At 34.6% G+C, this 19,634-nt stretch carries 20 protein-coding genes and 1 pseudogene; 20 read left to right on the top strand and 1 reads right to left on the bottom strand.

The window, feature by feature from the left end; translation table 11 throughout:
* The 20 genes and pseudogenes from MWU84_RS22520 to MWU84_RS22425 form a co-directional block, all read left to right on the top strand.
* A pseudogene (locus tag MWU84_RS22520) lies at positions 1-207 on the top strand (IS110 family transposase); the annotation flags it as partial.
* Between the two features lie 20 nt (positions 208-227).
* Positions 228-527: a hypothetical protein gene (locus tag MWU84_RS22515; RefSeq protein WP_246906095.1), complete on the top strand. Its 300-nt coding sequence runs from the start codon at positions 228-230 to the stop codon at positions 525-527.
* Entirely contained in the window at positions 524-970 is a 447-nt protein-coding gene (locus MWU84_RS22510) for a DUF2141 domain-containing protein (RefSeq protein ID WP_246906092.1), read from the top strand. Before MWU84_RS22515 ends, MWU84_RS22510 begins: the two co-directional genes overlap by 4 nt.
* A 2-nt stretch (positions 971-972) precedes the next feature.
* Entirely contained in the window at positions 973-1,869 is an 897-nt protein-coding gene (locus tag MWU84_RS22505) for a hypothetical protein (RefSeq protein WP_246906089.1), read from the top strand.
* A 12-nt stretch (positions 1,870-1,881) separates the two neighbouring features.
* Entirely contained in the window at positions 1,882-2,748 is an 867-nt protein-coding gene (locus MWU84_RS22500) for a restriction endonuclease (protein WP_246906086.1), read from the top strand.
* A complete protein-coding gene (locus tag MWU84_RS22495; RefSeq protein ID WP_246906083.1) occupies positions 2,735-3,283 on the top strand; it encodes a Pycsar system effector family protein in 549 nt (182 codons plus the stop codon). Before MWU84_RS22500 ends, MWU84_RS22495 begins: the two co-directional genes overlap by 14 nt.
* Before the next feature lie 328 nt (positions 3,284-3,611).
* Positions 3,612-5,399 carry a ParB/RepB/Spo0J family partition protein gene (locus MWU84_RS22490; protein ID WP_246906080.1) on the top strand — a complete coding sequence of 596 codons (1,788 nt, stop codon included), beginning with the start codon at positions 3,612-3,614 and terminating at the stop codon, positions 5,397-5,399.
* Positions 5,400-5,659: 260 nt separating this feature from the next.
* Positions 5,660-5,821 (top strand): hypothetical protein, encoded by a 162-nt coding sequence (locus MWU84_RS22485; protein ID WP_246906078.1) that lies wholly within the window; start codon positions 5,660-5,662, stop codon positions 5,819-5,821.
* Positions 5,822-5,837: 16 nt separating this feature from the next.
* Positions 5,838-6,674 carry a DUF932 domain-containing protein gene (locus MWU84_RS22480; protein ID WP_246906075.1) on the top strand — a complete coding sequence of 279 codons (837 nt, stop codon included), beginning with the start codon at positions 5,838-5,840 and terminating at the stop codon, positions 6,672-6,674.
* 101 nt (positions 6,675-6,775) lie between these two features.
* Complete coding sequence (locus tag MWU84_RS22475; protein WP_246906072.1) at positions 6,776-7,306, top strand: hypothetical protein; 531 nt, start codon at positions 6,776-6,778, stop codon at positions 7,304-7,306.
* 739 nt (positions 7,307-8,045) lie between these two features.
* Positions 8,046-8,390 carry a single-stranded DNA-binding protein gene (ssb, locus tag MWU84_RS22470; RefSeq protein ID WP_246906069.1) on the top strand — a complete coding sequence of 115 codons (345 nt, stop codon included), beginning with the start codon at positions 8,046-8,048 and terminating at the stop codon, positions 8,388-8,390.
* Positions 8,391-8,467: 77 nt separating this feature from the next.
* On the top strand, positions 8,468-8,917 hold the full coding sequence (locus MWU84_RS22465) for a JAB domain-containing protein (protein ID WP_246906066.1): 450 nt from the start codon (positions 8,468-8,470) through the stop codon (positions 8,915-8,917).
* 11 nt (positions 8,918-8,928) lie between these two features.
* On the top strand, positions 8,929-9,126 hold the full coding sequence (locus MWU84_RS22460; RefSeq protein WP_246906063.1) for a hypothetical protein: 198 nt from the start codon (positions 8,929-8,931) through the stop codon (positions 9,124-9,126).
* Between the two features lie 432 nt (positions 9,127-9,558).
* Positions 9,559-9,939 carry a BfmA/BtgA family mobilization protein gene (locus MWU84_RS22455; protein ID WP_246906060.1) on the top strand — a complete coding sequence of 127 codons (381 nt, stop codon included), beginning with the start codon at positions 9,559-9,561 and terminating at the stop codon, positions 9,937-9,939.
* A gap of 11 nt (positions 9,940-9,950) precedes the next feature.
* A complete protein-coding gene (gene mobB, locus MWU84_RS22450) occupies positions 9,951-10,982 on the top strand; it encodes a MobB family relaxase (RefSeq protein ID WP_246906059.1) in 1,032 nt (343 codons plus the stop codon).
* Between the two features lie 5 nt (positions 10,983-10,987).
* Complete coding sequence (locus MWU84_RS22445; protein ID WP_246906057.1) at positions 10,988-12,568, top strand: type IV secretion system DNA-binding domain-containing protein; 1,581 nt, start codon at positions 10,988-10,990, stop codon at positions 12,566-12,568.
* A 104-nt stretch (positions 12,569-12,672) separates the two neighbouring features.
* Complete coding sequence (locus MWU84_RS22440; RefSeq protein WP_246906055.1) at positions 12,673-15,093, top strand: ATP-binding protein; 2,421 nt, start codon at positions 12,673-12,675, stop codon at positions 15,091-15,093.
* 149 nt (positions 15,094-15,242) lie between these two features.
* Entirely contained in the window at positions 15,243-17,546 is a 2,304-nt protein-coding gene (locus MWU84_RS22435; protein WP_246906053.1) for an ATPase, read from the top strand.
* A complete protein-coding gene (gvpK, locus tag MWU84_RS22430) occupies positions 17,546-17,863 on the top strand; it encodes a gas vesicle protein GvpK (RefSeq protein ID WP_246906051.1) in 318 nt (105 codons plus the stop codon). Before MWU84_RS22435 ends, gvpK begins: the two co-directional genes overlap by 1 nt.
* A gap of 3 nt (positions 17,864-17,866) precedes the next feature.
* A complete protein-coding gene (locus MWU84_RS22425) occupies positions 17,867-19,222 on the top strand; it encodes an RNA-binding domain-containing protein (RefSeq protein WP_246906049.1) in 1,356 nt (451 codons plus the stop codon).
* A gap of 21 nt (positions 19,223-19,243) precedes the next feature.
* Here the strand turns inward: MWU84_RS22425 and MWU84_RS22420 are convergent, their stop codons facing one another.
* Complete coding sequence (locus MWU84_RS22420; RefSeq protein ID WP_246906047.1) at positions 19,244-19,570, bottom strand: hypothetical protein; 327 nt, start codon at positions 19,568-19,570, stop codon at positions 19,244-19,246.
* Positions 19,571-19,634 lie beyond the last annotated feature (64 nt).

Genomic DNA, 19,634 nt, shown 5'->3' with positions numbered 1-19,634 from the left:
CTCAGGGACAAAACTTTAAAATCCATATTGTTCAAGGCTGCAGGAAGTGCCATACAGCACGATCCACAACTGAAAAGATATTATCAAAGAAAAACACAAGAAGGAAAGCACAAACTATCAGTTTTAAATGCAGTGGCCAATAAAATAGTATTGCGGATATTTGCCGTGGTCAAGAGAGATGAACCGTTTATAAAATTAGCTGCCTAAAAATTTGTTTTTATCTTAGAATGCTTGATTGGTTTGGTGTAAGAGCGAAACAAGGAAATTATGTGCTTTTTATAGTGGGTGCAAATTTTTTGTGCTCTATCCTGTATTTAACCGCAGCATATGGGCTCTATAAAAGAAAAGAATGGACTTTTAAACTGTTATTGACGGCCTTAATCCTTTTATCTATTGGCTTTATAGGCTTGATTGTTCATATAATTATGGGAGGTCTTTATGAAACTAAAACTGTTGGTGCAATGATTTTTAGAATTGTGCTCACCATTGGATTTATAGGAATCACTAAAAAATTATTAAAAAAATGAAGGCATTATTATACATACTATTAAGTTGTTGGGTATTTATACCACACAACGACACAACGTTAAAAGAACATACCCTTACTGTTTCAATTGAAAACTTAAAGAATTCTAATGGAAAAGCAATTATAACGCTTTACAATTCGAAAGGCAGTTTGCCTGATGAAAAATTTAAGCGTTACTATAAAATGAAAAATACGGAAATCGAAAATAGAAATGCCAAGGTCGTATTCAATAACCTGCCAGAAGGAAGCTATGCTGTTACCGTGTTGCACGACGAAAATAATAATGGTAAAATCGACAAAAAATTTATGCTGCCCTTACCTAAAGAAGGTGTAGGGTTTTCAAATTATATTGATTTTGGATTGTCCAACCGTCCAAATTTTAAAGATGCCAGCTTTAACTTAAATAGTGACAAAACTATCACTGTTAAAGTGATTTATAAGTAGCAATGAAATACAGGGTATACATATTATTATTGTTAATTAATTGCAATTTTTTTGCATTTGCGCAAGAAGTAGATTCTATTTTACCAGAGCTGACTTTATCTAAAATTGCACTTATTAATCAAACCGATAGCTATATCACTTTCCCGTTGGATATAGGTAATATGGAACCATTAATGTTTGAAGCCAACGTAAATCCTTCATTCATTATAAGAGAACGACAGGATTCTAAGCTGATGGCCGTTTTGACCCCACAGATTGTAATAAGAATGTATAATGAAGCATCCTATCCTGTGAGAACACCGAGTTACATACCACAAGTTTCTTTTTATTATTTAGCCAAACAAAATAATATCAATAATACCTTATCAATATTTGGTAAAATAGCCCATCACTCAAACGGTCAAGATCGTTCGTTTTATAATGAGGATGGTTCCATAAATTTACTTACAGGAAATTTTGCAACAAACTATTTTGAATTGGGTATTTTAAAATCTTCATACAGCTCTCGACTCAATGCAATAAAAGTACTTAAAAGCTCAATTGAAGTACACCCAAAAAGCTGGATGCTTGAAGAACTTGAGGGGTCATATAGCAGTTTGCGATGGCATAATTCATTTACAGCTTTTAAGATACCCTTTGGCAATAGCAAAAGCAGCCAAAGACCACATTTTTCACTGAAATTGGAAACCAATTTAATGTTGGACCAATACAATGATCTTGATTTTTTTGATGTAGACCGTATTAATGCGGGAGTGACCTTTTATTACCACCCACAATTTTTAGAGGATATTGGGTTTTTTGTGCAATTCTATCACGGTATGGATTACTACAATATCTATTTTCAACATCAATTGGACGTGATACGGTTTGGAATTATGACTGAAATTTTACGATTTTAAAATACTTGAACTATGAACAAGGACCAAATTATAGTTACCAAAAATTCAGAAGAAAAGGAGTTTTATTCTGAAGACAAATTAAGATATTCATTACGTTCTTGCGGTGCAACCAGCAACCAGGTTGATGTCATTATCAATCAAGTAAACCATCAAATTTATAATGGCATTTCAACCAACGAAATATATAAAAAGGCTTTTTCGATTTTAAAGAAGTTTGACCGTGCTTTTGCTTCCAGATATAGTCTAAAACGGGCTCTTTTTGAATTGGGACCAACCGGTTATCCGTTTGAACGCTTAATAGGTGCTTTATTAAAAGAAAAAGGCTATGATACTAAAGTTGGTGTTATTTTACAAGGCCATTGTGTTACCCACGAAATAGATGTGTTGGCGGAAAAAGATGGTAGTGTATATGCCATAGAATGTAAGTTTCATTCAGATTCAAAAGCCACAAGCAATGTAAAAGTACCTTTATACATAAACTCAAGATTTTTAGATGTTCAAAAGTTCTGGAATGCCAGTCCTAAAAACGATACAAACTTAAAACAGGGTTGGTTGGTCACCAATACGCGTTTTACAAAAGATGCTATAGATTATGGAAAGTGTATTGGACTAACTCTTTTAAGTTGGGATTATCCCAAAGGAAATGGGATGAAAATCAACATTGATAGCTATGGCCTATATCCCGTAACGGCCCTTACCACCTTAACCAAAAAAGAGAAACAACAGCTTATAGCAACAGATTTTATTCTCATCAAAGAACTATATTCCAATCTCGGTATTTTACAAAAAATGCATATTTCAATAAATAGGATACAGCAAACCAAGAACGAAATCGATAAGCTGTTACATTATGACAATTTTACTAATGAAACAAGATAAGCTTATTAACGAAAAACTATATAAGTACGACACTCGTGGAATACAAACGCTATTTAGAACGGTTAGTAAAAATCATTATAACCTATTAAAAATGGTTGATAATAAAGCAAGGATTGTACTTACGGTAAATTCCATAATTACTTCTTTACTTTTCGGAATACAAATCTTAAACTGGGAAGCTCAAATAACCGAACACAGTATTTCCCTAAAAATTTTGGTAATATGCAGTATGCTATCTATGGTTTTTGCTATTGCCAGTATGTTGCCTCACAGGTACATAGGGAAGAGTTTTAGGAAAAGTGGATATAAAGGAACCCTTTATGCTGAAAATTTTTCCAATCAAACTCTAACAGAGTTTAAAGAGGAATTTGATAGAATTATGAGTACTGGCAAGACAGTATATGACGAATTGATTACGGACCTTTATTTTTTAGGAAAGACCATTACTATAAAACAAAGAATTTTATTGTTCTCAGTAATTATATTTATGTTGGGGTTGATATCGACTATTGCTATAACTCTTTTAAATATTTAATTCTTAACCTCTAGATAATTTATTAGTCGTTGTTTGTCTTCTCTTAATATAGTTTGACATTAGATTCCTGTATTCGATATCAAACCCAATTTCTTGTATTTGGAAATAATATTTTTTTTGCAATATCTCAAAGTTTTTTCTTCGTTAGAGGGGTTTATTATCATACAATATATCCGCAATTTAAACTCATAAAATACTTCCATCAAAAGACTACGGCATAAAGCCAACGCTCTTTCCTTTGCTTATTTATTCCGTTTCCTTTTGAGCTAAGATTTTATCTTCCGTTTGGTTTCTGCTCAAATATTGTTTAATCAAAAATTTGAGTATTATGACAACAAAAGCGAGTACCGCAAAGAAGCGCAGCAAAACAAAAGTAGCTGCCAAAGAAGTAGTGAATGGAAAGAAAACCTTAGCACTTCAAATTCAGAATCTGCCAATTGGCAAAATTAAGCCTGACCCAAAACAGCCAAGAAAGACTTTTGATGAAAAACAGTTAGTTCAGCTTTCAGAAAGTATCAAAACGTATGGTGTACTGCAACCCATTACCGTAAGACAAATGAATGGTCATTACGTCATCGTTATGGGCGAGCGTCGGTATCGTTCAAGCAAATTAGCTTCCAAGAAAACCATACCGTGTATTGTCAAAAACTTCGAGAACAATGATGTTCTGGAAGTTCAAATCATTGAAAATCTGCAAAGAAAAGATGTAGAGCCTACCGAAGAAGCTGAGGCGATTGCTTACCTAAGCGAGAAATATACACCTACCGAAATTGCGAAGCGATTGGGTAGAACTGATAACTTCATCAGACAGCGACTTAAACTGGCAGGATTGATTGACGGTTTCAAGCACTTTGTCCGCAATGGCGAAATGACAATCTCATTGGGTGTAGGTGTAGCGCTCTTTGAACCCGAAGAACAGCAGATGATGCTGGAAACGATGGGCGAGGATTTCAATGCACACCAGATAAACAGGGCGATTAAAGACCAGACTTATGACTTGGAAAAAGCATCGTTTGATGTTACCGATAAAAAATTGGTCCCGAAAGTTGGGTCTTGTGTGGAATGTCCTTTCAATGTAGCAAATCAAGGCAATCTGTTCGGCGAAGGAAAAATGGTCTGTACGAAAGCAGCCTGTTTTGAGACGAAGAAAAGTAAATCGTTCTTGAACCTGATTGAAAAGTCTAAGAAAGAGAATATCCTTTTAATCCCTGATATACGACAGTATTGGGCAGATGACGAAAGCAATCAGCTCATTATATCACAATTGGAAAAAAACGGATTAAAAGTCTATCTATTGGACGATGTTGAAATTATAGAGAATCCGATTGAGCCAACAATCAAAACTATTCAGGAAGAATATCAACATTACGATTATTCTGAAGATGAATTAAAGGCCGAATTGGATGAAGCAATGCAGAATCACAGTGAAGCTTTGGAAGAATACAATTCAGCGAAAGAAAATGGATTCGTCAATGGCATTTTGTTCCATCCTGAAACTTACAGGAATAAAGAAGTCTTCATAAAAATTGTTGAAAAATCGAAAGATGAATCAACAGATTATTCGGCACCATTGGCCAACAGAAAAATGGCAGATTGTACGCCTGAAGAACAAATCGTTAAAATCAACGAAAGGGAAATCCGCAAGAAGCAAATAGAGAACAACAAGCAGTTTGAAGAAGTTGTGCAGATGATTCGAGAGACGAAATACATCGATACGAAGAAGACACTTTCGGTAGATGAAATGGTGGCGTTCTCGATATCGCTATTTGAAAACAATGTGGATTATGTAGGTCGACAAAAATACTTTTCAAAATTATTGGGCAACACATCCAAGATGACCAAAGTTGAAATGGTCGAGAATTTCAAGAGGAAGTTCAAAAAGGAAATCTTTCACAAGTTAATACGGTATATGCTCACAAAGCAAGTGCATTTTGGCGAAAGCAATCACGTCAACAATCTGACGAACATTTCATTCTATAATGCGATGCAAGGGTATTACAAATCCCAGATTACCGGCATAGAAAAGGAATATGCTGAGAAAAGAAGCAAGCGTGAAACACGTTTGAAAGAACGCATCACAGTTCTTGAAATGCAAGTTCAGGAACTCAACGAGTAGCTTTTGTTGTTTGAAGAAGGGTCGGCATTCGTGCTGGCCTTTTTCTTTTTTATGATAGTTTTTTAAAAGATGTATTTACAAGGAAGGGGTTATCAATCAATAGTTAGCGCAAAGGTAAACTCGTAAAATACACCCATCAAAAGACTACGGCATAAAGCCATTTCTTCTACCATCGCTTATTTATTCCGTTTCCTTTTGAGCTGAGATTTTAGCTTCCGTTTGAGTACTGCTCAAATATTGTTTAATCAAAATATATCATTATGAAACGAGTATCCGAAGAGCCTAAAATTTCGCTACAAGAAGCTGAAAAGCATTATGAACAAAGTGGTGAAAATTACATCATTGATAGTGGCGAAAGCCATTTGGCCTATTACAGGGATAAATATCCAAAACATTATCAAATGCTCTTAAATAACGTTTAATCTAAATTCAAAAGCTATGTATTTACAAAATTTACAGCAGGATGAAATCTTTGTTCCATCAGAAATGAAATCCTTAAAATCTCTTACACAGATGGAATCTAGACGTGGACTTGAAAACGTCATAATTTCAAATGGTAAAATTGTCAATGTAGTATCGAACAGCTACGGACATATTCCGAATCAATTATTCTTCAAGAAAGCTGAAGAAATGCTATCCGACGCACAACTGAACTATCACAAAAGCACCATCAATAAGAATGATAGGTCTTTTATTACAGATTTCATCATTGACGATAAAAGTCAATTCTCTGTGAAAAATAAAGAGGATTTGATACTGCCTATGCTTCGGTTTAAAAACTCTTATGATGGTAGCGAAAAGACCTCTGGCCACTTTGGTTTTTACAGAAAAGTATGTTCCAACGGTTTGCACGTTTCTCAGGCAGAAATTGAGTTTTCCATTAAGCACAGTAAGAATAATACACACCTTATTATGCCAAGGTTGAACAACTTGTTTGACAAGTTTTTGGATAATGAGTTCTATACCATTACCAAGAAATTTGATAAGATGAAAGAATTTAAAATTATCGATACGCAAGAGTTCGTAAAGGCCATTCTTGACAGAACGAAACTGTTTAGATATGAGTGTAGTGATAAGAATAGCGACCCTTCAAAAAAGTCTCGTGAGGTCATTGAGATTTTGAACTACGAAGCCTTGTTGCTCAATGAAGAACCGAATCTATGGTTAGGCTATAATGCCTTTAATTCGGTACTGCATAATACATTGAAGAAGAGTTTTGGCCAACAAGAGCGGTTGGATAAGAAATTATTTGATCAAGTCTATGAAATGGCTTAGAGATATTTAAAGGTTTATCCAGTACCTATCCAAACTGGATTTTCTCTTACACTTAAAGTTTAATCGTACCTGTTTATAGACAGGTTTAAAATCCAAACATTATGAACACTATAAAAATGGTACAGCTCGACTTCGGTTTTGAGTGCGAACCTATACAAGCAAAGGAAAAAACATTGAAGCCTAATAAAAAGCCTAGTAACGATTTTGTCTTCAATTTTATGGATTGTCTTACCAGCCCAATCATTGTTTTTAAATCCGCTTGGCAGGATATAATTCCTAAAGACTTACTGAATAATGTAAAATTATCACGACTGTTATGTTCAATGCAACAAGAAGAAATGGCTTCACTTACTGAGGCTTTAGCATATATGATGCCCAGAACGTATGAAGCACCAATGCCGACTGAATGGGTAAATATTTATACTTGGTTAGGTCTTCAATATGCACGTCAGTTTAAGAATACAGACCAATTAAATGCAATGAAAGAAATAGCACCTAAAAAGCTTTCGGAATATGAAGTGGGACTTTTGAATAAACTGAGAAGATGGATTTATGATAAAAGAAGAAAAGCTCTAAAAGATAAATTAAAAGTGGCTGAAAAATCAGAGAAAAAGATGTTGCCTGAAAACTAGAAAGAACTTTTTTGAGGACAAGTTTACTCTCTGTAAAAAAATATTAGCCTTTAATTGAAAACAAGTTTTATAATCCCCTCAGCACTTTCCCCTTCATTTCGCGAAAAGCTACATTTCGGAGAAAGAGCTTCACTACTTAAGTCTTGGACACAATTCACAATTTCAGCTTTCCATTCCGTTAACCCTTCCCGATACTCTGGGAAGGAACACTACATTCCATTGCCAAAATTGTGAATTAAGTCCGCTTGCCAAAGCGGAAAGCCATCACTTCGGTTTTCTTAACAGAATTTGCGGTAAGCCCTTCTTGAGTGCTTCCTCGAAAATTCTTAAAAACCGAACCGCTGTCTTACACATTTTAAGGGGTTTATAATGGATAAAGCCTTTATTGTTTTTCGGGTCGTCGAAAAACAGGCACGACATAACCAATTCTAATTTAACCACAGCTACTTATTTCGCTTAACTGCCGGTACGCTCAAACGCAACTGAGTTTAAAAGAATTGCTAATGCCCTTATGGAACTTGTCAAGACTATACAGAGTTTTAGTGAAAAATAAGGTTTCTACTTCCTTGAAAATCCAAGGATTTTACTACGTCGCAAACACACCTGATTTATTCCCTAAAAGTCTTGACAAAACCCACTCTATCCATTGTGCGGTGCACGAAAGAAAAGAACAAACACCCCTTAAAATTTAATCTGTTTTAAATCAATAGGGGAATATAAATCACTTAAATATTTTATTATGAGTACTATTAAAAATCACGTACAGTTAATTGGAAACGTTGGACAAGAACCAACAATTACGAACCTTGAAAGCGGTAAGAAAGTAGCCCGTTTTTCATTAGCCACAAATGAGTATTACAAAGACAGCAAAGGCGAAAAACAAACAGATACAAATTGGCATACAATAGTAGCCTGGGGCAAGACTGCTGAAATAGTAGAAAAGTATGTTCAAAAAGGCAAAGAAGTTGGAATATCGGGAAAACTAAAAACTCGAAGCTATACAACTGATGATAACGAACAACGCTATGTAACGGAAGTGGTAGCCGATGAAATCCTTTTACTTGGAAGTAAAGGCGATAAGTAAACCTAAAATGAAAGAGGGCGTAACCGTCTAAATATGCGCCCTCTTTTTCATTATTCACATTTTTAATACTATAAACAATGAAAGCACAAGTTAACGAAATAAAAATAAGCTACAAAGGTGGGCTGAAATCCTCAATGTGGCAGAAAATTAGCAGTTCACAAGATGCAGCTGAACTATTATATGAGGATTGGGACAAAGACACAATAGGCGTACAAGAAACCTTTAAAGTCGTATTATTGAATAATAGCAATAAGGTAAAAGGGGTGTATCAACTTTCACAGGGTGGAATTACAAGCACTCAAATAGACCTGCGGATATTGTTTGCAGTCATTTTAAAATCTCTATCAGTAGCTATAATTTTAACGCACAATCACCCAAGCGGAAAATTGCAACCTAGTGATGCAGATAAGAGTTTAACGAACAAGATTAAAAACGCTTCCAAACTATTCGACATTACCATTCTTGACCATTTGATATTTGCGCCTAATGGCGATTACTATAGTTTTTCTGATAACGGAATTTTGTAAAATAAACAGCTATGGTATATCTCAATTTTACAGACTTGAGCGAAGAGGCTCAAAACCGACTTTTAGAAAATTCTAAAAAAGATGTGGAACGAAAATTTGGGGATGCTATCCGTAAATACGTAAAGGAAAATTATATCTGTTTTGAAACGGTAATTGAGGAAGAAGCACTTCGGAATTTGTATTCTTACACATACGTATTCAATGTATAATTTTGTCAATTTTTAAATCCGACACCTCTCAATTTATTGGAGGTGTTTTTGTATGCAATTCATATCCAATTCAAGAAAAAAATGTATCTTTACATTGCTGAAATTCAGCGCACAAATTAAAGTAAGGTTATCCAATTTTTGACTTTCGCCGATACCCTTACACATCGAAATTAAACATACTGGAAAATCATTTTCCTTGAAAATGGCAATCGGCTTTTTAGCCGGATTGTATGGATTTTTGTCCCGCGAGCGGGACGAAAAGGAATAGCAAGAGGGTAACACGCTGCGCGATGTTTCGGATTCCTTTTCGTTTTTAATTACCTGAAAATCAGTTAATTAAATTTATTATTATTTCTTAACAATCAATGATTTGCGACAAACGGGCTGGAAACGCCCATTTTTAGGGAAGATTTTGCGACAAATCGGCGAAATATGGACTCATTTACTGGAATTAGATTTAAAAAGGAAACCGCAAAACGTTTCCAAACTTTCTCACGCACTTACTTCAAATCGCACACCGAAGCAATGTCCACAATGTTGGATTTTTTCTTCTACAATGAAATTTCGCCAAAGGAAAAATTAGGACCGACTGGACGTACAATTGAAGCTAAATTACTCAAAAGAATAAATGCGGTCATTGCCATAATGCGGGATGTCGAAAAGACTCAAACCAAACCTACGGTGGCTATGATTCAATCTCTTTTTGAAACAGAAGAACCAACCAAAAAACCGCTGATTGTAGAAAAAAAATATGCCGAAGAAAAGAAGGAAGTTCGCTTTCGAGAAAAGCAAAACCCAAGTAACCAACTATAAATTTTTGAGCTATGTACATTACAATAACACCTCAAAAATTAGGCAACAATTATTCACAAAGTTCGGCTGATTTTGTAGGGTATTTAGAGAAGGAAAATCAAGGCTTGGAACGTCACGATATGGAACACTTTTTCAATCAATATGGCGATGAAATTTCCGCTGAAGAAGTGGTAAAAGAAATTGATGGGAACACAGCAAAATTGAAAAAGAAAGAACCTAAGTTTTATTCGATTACAGTCAGTCCTTCAAAATATGAATTACGAAAACTTCAGAACAACAGCCAAGATTTAAAAACCTACACTCGTGAATTGATGAAAGATTATGTTGGCAGTTTTAATAGGGAAATTAATGGACGACCTATTACAATCAACGACATAAAATATTATGCAAAAATTGAACATCAACGCACCTTTAAGGGAACGGATAAACAGATAAAAGAAAACCAACCATTCGCTACAAAAATACTTCATCTCAAAACAGATATCCGAAACATTCAAGAAGGACGAGCTGAGGGGAATATTAAAAAGATGAAAAAGGAAATTGCTAAACTGGAACGCCAAGCACCACATCAACAAAATGGAAAACGGATAGTCCAGGGAATGCGAAAAGATGGAAACCAAAGTCATATCCATATCATCGTGAGCAGAAAGGACGCTTCCAACTCTGTTAGCCTTTCCCCAGGAAGCAAGCACAAAGCTTCAGAAGTTGAAATGCACGGTAAGAATGTGAAACGAGGTTTTGACAGAGATAAATTTTTTGAGAAAGCAGAAAAGACATTTGACAAGACTTTTGGCTATAAACGAAACTTTGCAGAGACCTATAAGGCACGTAAGGATTTTGTAAAAAATCCAAAGCTCTACTTTGCTGCTTTGATGAAATTACCAGCTAACGAAAGAGCATTGGCTTTCAAAATGATGACGAAAACGGGATTGCCAATCGTTCCCAGCATTCCAGTTAGTCAAGCGCAAATGGCACTTCGAGTTTTCAAACGGTTAAGACGTGGTGCAGAAATAGCAATTAAATCAAGTTCCATCGGAATCTAATTGGTATGCAGATAGATAATGTCATAACAATACTTTCAATTATTGGTCTAACCAGTACTGTTTTCTATGCGATGTTTCGAGTATGCAAGTATGCGTTTCTTTTGAATATGGTAATGCTTTCATTTCTCATATTCTCTATTTCTGAAGAGAATGAATTAGTATTGATATTACTTTATTTGGTGTGCCCTCTAATGCTAATTAATATAGGATTATATGTTTTTCTGCATAAAACTGAAAACTCGCAACATGGCGATAGAAAGTATCAAGTCAATTTTGCTTCGAAGAAAGGAAACTTCAAATTAGATAATATTAAACGTGGCGCATCCGTCATCGGATCCGCCGGAAGCGGAAAAACCGAAAGTGTAGTTTATGGATTTCTAAAACATTTCCGGAAAGAGAGTTTTTGCGGAATCATTCACGACTACAAAGACTTTGAACTTACCGAAATGGCTTACCCTCTTTTCAAGGATAGCGATATTCCATTTAAGGTTATTTCCTTCGATAAAATCATCCACAGAGTAAATCCTATTGCCCCACGTTATTTAGAGAATGAGGAAAGTGTAAACGAGGTGTCAAGGGTATTAATTGAAAACCTTTTAGAGCAAAGAGAAAGCGGAACAACAGGAACAACAAAATTCTTTAACGATGCTGCCGAAGGATTGATTGGCGGAATGATTTGGAAATTAAAAATCGACTATCCAGAGTTTTGTACACTTCCCCATTTAATTGCTATTTATCAATTTTTAGACACGGATAGCATTATTCAGTTTTTGGAAACCAACACAACATCACGAGCAATGGCAGATGCTTTTATTAGCGGAAAGGATTCAGATAGGCAGACCGCTGGTGTAAAAAGCACCTTGGCCAACGCCCTGAAACGAATTAGCACACAACGCATTTTTATGGCACTATCCGCAGATGAAGTACCCTTGAATATCAATAATGAGGAAAACCCAGGAATTATATCGGTCGTTAACAACCCCAAATTTGAAACTTCTTATTCGCCAGTCATAGCAACTATTATCCATACCATTACGAAGCAAATGAGTGTGCGCGGTCAGAGACAGTCTTTTGTATTAATGGAAGAAGCACCTACCATACGACTTTTAAATATGCACCGTATTCCGGCAACATTACGTAGTTATGATATTGCTACCATTTACGTAATGCAGGATAAAATTCAGAACGATATGATGTATGGCGATAAGGCAAGTAAAGCAATATTAAGCAATCTATCCTATCAGTTTTTCGGTAAGGTAAATGACCCAGATACCGCCAAATATTATGAACGCTTTTTTGAAATTATCAAAGACCCAACCAAAAGCATAAGTCGTGGACATAATCTCGATTTTGATACACGAATTACAACTGGAGAGAAAGAAATCCCAAAAATTAGAGCAGACGTTTTCTTTAGGTTAAAGCAAGGCGAGTTTATTACCTATGCAGATGGAAAGGATAAGAAGGTACAGTTTAAATTAGCTGATATTCAAAGAGAGTTACCGAAGGAATCAAAGCAGTTTTCTCAGGCTGATTTAGAGGCTAATTTTGAGCGAGTATATGATGAGGCTAGGTCGATATTTGATTAATTATCATTAAATGTTAAAATTTTGACACATTAAATCTTTAATCTTAGCGTAGATAATTATATATTATTCAACTGTATCATAAAACGATAAAATCATAGAATAGAATGATAGATGATTATAAAGATGAATTTCTTTTGAGGTTACAAAAGAGCTTACTATTTACCACATTAAAGAAAAAATGCGTTGACAAGGATTCTGAGGTTATAGCCCTTGTAGAAAAAATGACCTCATATGCTTTCCAAAGAACAAAAACCATTTTGAAACATATGGGTGAGTTCACGTTACACGATGGAGACCATTTGTTTCGCGTATTACACCTAATGGAAAGACTTATACCTCGAGAGAAAATTGAAAAGCTTTCGTCACCAGAATTGTTATTACTTATTGCCAGTGCTTTTTTTCATGACATCGGTATGGCACCAGATGAAAAGGAAGTTTTAGCTTGGAAAAAAATATGGGATAATGAACCTGACTTAAGTACGGAAGAAAAAGGTTTTCATGATGATTTTAAAAGATTTTACAGCTCTAGACCGGAAGATGAAAAAAAATTAAGTGAATTAATTTCTAAAGGTCAATTTTCTCGAGCAGAACTGATAAAATCTTATTTAATAACTGAATATATTAGGCAAACTCACGCCGACAGGGCTAGGACTATTATAGAGAAAGACTGGTCCAATAAAGTGATGTTCCGTGATGCCGACCTCACAGTAGAGTTAGCACAGATTTGCTATAGTCATAACGAGGAAGCTTTGAAGCTTTTAGACCTAGACAAAAATTTACTTTGTGGACCGGGGATATATGGCTGTTTACCGCTAGTGGGTGTAATTTTAAGGTTAGCGGATATTTTAGATTTTGATGGTAAGAGAACCCCTAAAATTTTATACTCTCATTTGTATGTAAGAAATCCAATTTCTGTAAAAGAATGGAACAAGCACAGAGCTGTTGAGGCTTGGGAAATTAGCCCTGACCTAATTCAGTTTAGTGCTAAATGTTCACATCCGGTCATTGAAGCTTCCATCCACGAGTTCTGTTCAATGATAGACCACGAGCTTAGCCTAGCAAATAATATTATATCGACCTTAAACGATTTCCATTTTGCGAAAGAAAGGGACTTACATATAAAATTGCCCCTAAAGGTAAATAGAGAAAAAATTAGGACTAAAACGGATATAAAGAACAACCCATTATATATCTACAAGGATACCAAATTCAACCTTAGCAAAACCCAAGTTATTGAGCTTTTGATGGGAACTAAACTTTATGGTAACCCAGAGGTAGCCTTACGAGAGTTGCTACAAAATTCTATAGATGCGTGTCTACTCAGAAAGGCACAAGAAATCAAATGGGGAAATTTATATGAACCTGAAATTTTAGTAAAGTATTATACTGAAGATGGAGATAATGTTCTGGAAATAATAGACAATGGAACTGGCATGGACGAGTATATCATAGATAACTACTATTCCAAAATTGGCTCTTCTTTTTATAAGTCTAAAGATTTTTACAACCTTAAAGCGGAATCAAATGCAGAATTTCACCCTACATCAAGATTTGGGATTGGTATTCTATCCTGTTTTATGATTTCTGATGTTTTGATTGTCGATACAAAAAAAGTATATGGCCCCCATAAGTCAAGCGATTCATATAACATTACTGTTGAGGGTCAAGAAAGTATATTTTGGATAAAAGAAGGGAAGCGAGACAAGCCTGGAACTACCACAAAATTAATTTTAAGGAAAAATAAAAATCCTTGGGAGGATATGTCTGAAGATAAGTTTATTGAAAATGTTGAAAGTGTTATTCCTAATCCCCCTTTCGATATCAGAATTGAAACGACTTCACATAAAAAAACTAGAAATATAAACAGTTTTAAGGAAATCACATCTTACGTGTTGAAGGATTATTCTTGGGAAGAAAATGAGAACATTAAGCTTATTGAAATTAAAATTGACCGTGAGGATATTGGAATTCTCGGTTCTGCTACGGTGGCAATTTTGGAAAGTCACGATAAGCCAGTAAAGCACCTTGAACTTAACTCTAGAGATATTGAGGTTGAAGGAGAAACGTTTACCCTCGAAAGAGAACTTAAAATAAGTCTTAACTCAATAGATGAGAGTTCAAAGTCAATTACAATTAGTGATGACGGTGATATAAGAACCGATGATTCCACTAGTATTTTAACAAAGTCAAAATCTCGTCTTTCTCTGCACGGAATTGAGGTACCAACCAGTCTGTTTCCTCAATCTTGGCGGATGAAAAACAACCAAGTAAAATTGAGTTGGCCATTTCCTTTGATTTTGGTAGTAGATATTTGTGGCGAAAGAGATTTAGACCTTAATTCACCTAGAACTGAAATTATTGTTAGTGAGAAGTGGACAGATTTTGAAGAACAGTTAGCAAAAATAATATGTCAGTCGATAAAGGATGAAGTTTCACCAAGCTATTGGTCTGAGCTTGTGAAAATATTTGAGTCATCCTCAAGGAGTAGTGATAATTTCAAAAGAGCTTTTAAAAGTATCGTTTGAAAGGGTTTATTCTGACGCCTGGTCTATAATTTAACTAAAGAATTTATTGACTGCAAACATTGTAAGTTTATTTCTGTTAAATTATTAGGATAATATTATCTTTATTGTCTGACCGTAAGTGCCAGCCAATAACCCAAAAAAACATAATATTGAATCCAATTTACTTAGATACACATATCCATACATCTGCAAATCCTAATCAAGTAAATGAAGATTATGATATTGATTTATTGGTTAAAAAAATTCATGAATTCAATGGTAATTCTGACTTTTTAATATCACTTACTGACCATAATATGGTTAACAAAAGTGCTTATCTAAAAGCGGTTGCCTTGAGTTTAAATATAATTCTTGGAGTAGAATTACACATTAGAAATTATGATAATTGTCCTGCATATCACTGCCATATCTATTTTGACCTAAAAGAAATAACAGGAGATATTCTTGATGATATTAATAAAAAACTAGATGAATTATACCCTAAAAAAGAGGTTGAAAAAAGAGACCCAACAATACCAACAATTCAAGAAATAATTAACAAATTCGATTCTTACGAGTTTATGTTGTTGCCACACGGCGGACAATCTCACGCTACATTTAATACATCCATTCCTAAAGACACAAAATTAGATAGTACTTTAGAAAGAAATGTTTATTACAACCATTTTGAAGGGTTTACCGCAAGAGGAGACAAAGGATTAGAAAAAACACAAGATTATTTCCAACGACTTGGAATAAATGAATTTGTGAATCTTATAACCTGTAGTGATAATTATACGCCAACTACTTACCCAAATGGGAAAGATAAAAACCCATTCAATCCAACTTGGATGTTGGCAGAACCTACTTTTAACGGCTTAAGATTATCACTATCGGAACAATCTAGATTAATTTACTCAGCTATAAAGCCCACCTTCTATTCAGAGAATATTCAATCTGTTTCACACAAACAAGATAATATCGAAATAGATATTGAATTAACATCAGGATTAAATGTAATAATTGGAGGTTCTTCTAGTGGAAAAACTTTGCTTGTCGATTCAATTGTGAGATGTTTAAATAAAGATACTGAAGATTCAATATACCAGCAGTATGGTGTTGATAAATTCACTATTGTTAATCCATCTGGAATGAAACCCCATTACCTCTCTCAAAATTATATTATGGGAGTAGTTAATAATATTAGCGAAGATAAAATTGAGAATATTGATATAATTAAAAGAGCATTTCCAGGAGACGATGACATAAAAACAAGTATTAATAATGGGTTGAGAGAATTTAAAAAGAATATACTTTCCCTAATTAGTAGCGTAAAAGTCCTTGAAGAAGAAAGTCAAACTTTACAAACTATTCCTATTCTTTCAAGATTGATAACTAGAGAGAACTTAGAAACTAACATCTATGATAATCTTCAATCGAGCGAATTGGAAAACGAAAAGTTAAGGTTTTCTCAAGGTCTTTATGACGAATATGTAAATTCCTTAGAAACCATAGATAATTTCTTGTCAAAATATCCTTTTATTACCCACGATTCGGACTTGGTGGATAAACTCAAAACTGAGCTAACAGATGTTTTGAATATTTCAAATAAAGAAAAACAAGTTAGAAATTTACTTGAAAGCGAGCAAGAGTCTTATAACCAGGTTTTAAGACATTCAAATTCTGAAGAACAAACCAAAAGGCAAAGCTTCAATAAACTTTTAATTTCTTTAAAAAAGTATGTTAGAGCCTATAGAAAATTTCATCGAACTATAAATTCTATTTCGAGTTATACACTCAATTTTGATTCAGAAGAGATAGAATCAATGGGACATAAACTGTACATTGAGAATGATTTCATTCTTAGCACGGATAAATTTATTGAGGTAGTTAATCACTTCTTAAAAAATAAGATAACTAGTTTTGAGAACATCACACCAGAACTATTATATGAAAGCAATTTCAAAAAACAGAAACCTAAAGTTCACGATTACGATGATTTTGAAAATAGGATTTATAATAGCTTCGAAGAGCTAAATAAGAAAAAGTATAAAATAATAACTAATGATGGTCGTGAATTTGATAAACTTAGTCCTGGGTGGAAAACGTCGGTAATTTTAGATATAATTTTAGGATATGATAAGGATAGTGCACCAATAATTATTGACCAACCAGAAGATAATTTGGCAACCGATTATATAAACAAAGGTTTGGTTACAGCTGTTAAAAAAATAAAAAGCAAAAAACAAATAATCTTAGTTTCTCACAATGCGACGATACCGATGCTAGCAGATGCACAGAATATAATTCTTTGTAGAAATGACAATAACAAACTTATAATAAAATCAAGTCCGCTAGAAGGCGAAATTGAAGGGACAAGTGTTGTTGACCTTATTGCCAAAATTACCGACGGTGGTAAATCATCAATTAAAAAGAGAGTAAAAAAGTATAATCTCAAAAAATTTAGCGAATAATGAAGTTGATATTCAATAAAGAAGAAAATAATGATATAACTGTCAAAATACAGCAAGGAACTATTCCTGTTGAGTTTACTTATACGGAAATGATTAAACAACTTCTTGAAAATAATACTATTGACGATACTGATTTTGGAAATCTTTCTGAAGAAGAAACTAAAAATCTCGAAGATATGTTAAACAAAATTTCTGATATTTTTGATGAAGAAGAATTGACAGAAGAGGAAGATTTAGAGGCACAGCAAGAACCGATTTTACCAGTCGAAGAACCAACAACTGAGGACGATGATTATAATGATGATTTACCTTTTTAAACAATGACCGAAACAAACCGTATAGAATATAAACAAGAACTTACCGATGGACTTGAAAAAGAGGTTATCGCATTTCTAAACTACCGTGAAGGTGGTATTCTATATATAGGTATTGATAAGGAAGGAAACACTTATGGTTTGGCAGATGCTGATGGCGACCAGTTGAAAATTAAAGACAGGTTAAAGAATAATATCCGTCCTTCAGCACTTGGTTTGTTCGATATTGTGAGTGAGGAAAGGGATGGCAAGAACATTCTAAAAATTATTGTTGCCAGCGGTCCAGAAAAACCATATCATCTAAAAAAATATGGAATGAGCGAAAAGGGCTGTTTCATTCGTTTGGGTTCAGCTGCTGAACCGATGTCACAAAAAATGATTGATGAGCTCTTTGCGAAGCGCACGCGAAATTCCATAAGTAAGATTAAAGCTAGTCGGCAGGATTTGAGCTTTAGCCAGTTGAAAATTTACTATGAGGAATCTGGATATACGCTAGGAAAAGCATTTTCAAAGAATTTAGAATTACTAACCGAGGATGGTGCATTCAATTATGCCGCCTATCTTTTAGCAGATAAAAACAATACCTCTATAAAGGTTGCCAAGTATTCCGGCACAACCCGAACAGACTTAATAGAAAGTAACGAATACGGTCACGAATGTCTGGTAAAAGCTACAAAGCAAGTCATTGATAAAATTGCGGTAGAGAACAGAACTACAACAAGAATTACAGCGAAGGAAAGGCAGCAGGCTAATCTTTGGAATCCCATTGCATTACGAGAGGCTATCATTAATGCCTTTGTGCATAACGACTATACAAATGAGATTACCCCAAAGTTTGAAATCTTTACCGATAGAATTGAAATCACTTCGGCAGGTGGTTTACCTGAAGGGCTGAGTAAGCAAGAATTTTTCGAGGGCTTTTCAGTTCCACGGAACAAGGAACTGATGCGTATTTTCAAGGATTTGGAACTGGTAGAGCAATTGGGTTCTGGCATCCCTCGTATTTTGGAACACTACGGAAAAGAAAGTTTTAGTTTTTCAGATAACTTTCTTAGAATGACTTTTACGACTAAAGAAACTGCTGTTGAAGAAGGTGGTCAAATAGGTGGTGTAAGAGGTGGTGTAAGAGGTAGTGTAACAGATGCCGAAATTGATGCTGCTGTTACACTTACTAAAAGACAGCAAGAAGTTCTTAAACTTATTGCTGCAAATACTTCTATAACTTACAATGAAATAGCTGAAGCTTTAGGTATTAATGAATCTGCTGTTGGTAAACATATTACAGCTATTAAGAACAAAGATGTTCTGATACGTAAAGGTGGCACACAGGGCTATTGGGAAATCAATCTCGATAAAAACTAAAAATCAAAAAAGAATCCTTCTTTAAAAAGGCCCTTTTTCCCTCGGACCCTTATTAGTCACTTTCCATTGGTCATTTTCTTTGACGAGTTTAAAGATACCAGGCTTACTATCATAATTAGAACTGTATTTGACCCACGCAATATCAGTCTCGATAACTTCATCTGATATTGTAACACTTGCATCATTATCTGCGTCTGGCACTAAACTCTGAATCATTATCAAACTATCGTAGCCATCGGAAGTTGTATATTTTTTTAGAGTGTTATTATCTTTAGCATAAAAACTTTCTACCACAATTTTCGCGGTTTCTGATGGCGTGGATACTTCGGTTCGTTTTGTGCCACCCATTTCGGATTTATAGTGCCAGGCATTTCGGTTTGATTTGTGCCACTTTTAGGCTGCGGCCGGATCC

The organism is Arenibacter sp. F20364 (assembly GCF_023015905.1).
GTDB lineage: Bacteria > Bacteroidota > Bacteroidia > Flavobacteriales > Flavobacteriaceae > Arenibacter.
This window is presented reverse-complemented; position numbering and strand designations above follow the sequence as displayed.